The organism is Lelliottia wanjuensis (assembly GCF_030238365.1).
GTDB lineage: Bacteria > Pseudomonadota > Gammaproteobacteria > Enterobacterales > Enterobacteriaceae > Enterobacter > Enterobacter wanjuensis.
Window position 1 is genome coordinate 1 of sequence record NZ_JASSOT010000032.1, and the last position, 605, is coordinate 605.

The following is a 605-nucleotide window of genomic DNA, read 5'->3' on the forward strand; positions in this document are numbered from 1 at the left end:
CTGGAGGGAAGCAGAGAGCTCTGGTCGGGTGCGAACTGAACGAGGCTGTGCATCCAGCCAGCTCAGAAGAGACTGCCAGACGGCATCCATATCCCATTCATAGCGCCGGGCAAGAACGGTCAGGTCACCTTCCCCCTGCTCCAGCAGTTTCAGCAGCCAGTGCTCAGGCGTGATTTCTGCATGCGCACGGGTCTGACATAAAGAAGCCGCTCCCTCCAGCGCTTTGGCGCAATAAGGGTTAAGTCGTCGTAGCAGGACTGCTGAATGATGTTCCATGTCGTTCCCTCTTGCTTGTTCAGGCACGCTACCGCCCCTGGCCGTCAACCGATGCCCATAAGGTTCATGCCGATAAATTGTGAGACTGCTCTGCAAAGCGTCCGTCTGACAGGCGCTGTGCGGAGCAAAACAAAAAGGCGGACAGAAGGGATCTGCCCGCCAGAGTCTTATGCTGTGGTGCGTTCGTTCCAGGAATCGGAATGAATGATGTTGCCGTCTTTGTAGGTCCAGGTGATTTTTTCGTAGCGCAGCTCGATCTGCTCAAGATGGTTATGCTTCTCGAAAGAAGGATCCTTGATGTCGTGCATTTTCGGCGCAACTTTAACCAG

General features: G+C 54.5%; 1 protein-coding gene and 1 pseudogene. Both read right to left on the reverse strand.

Features of this window, described 5'->3' with window-relative positions; all coding sequences use genetic code 11:
- Nucleotides 1-276: Clp protease N-terminal domain-containing protein (locus QQF33_RS03420; protein WP_285157382.1), on the reverse strand; the 276-nt coding region annotated here is incomplete at its 3' end.
- Between the two features lie 167 nt (nucleotides 277-443).
- Nucleotides 444-605: pseudogene (locus tag QQF33_RS03425) on the reverse strand (type VI secretion system tube protein Hcp); the annotation flags it as partial.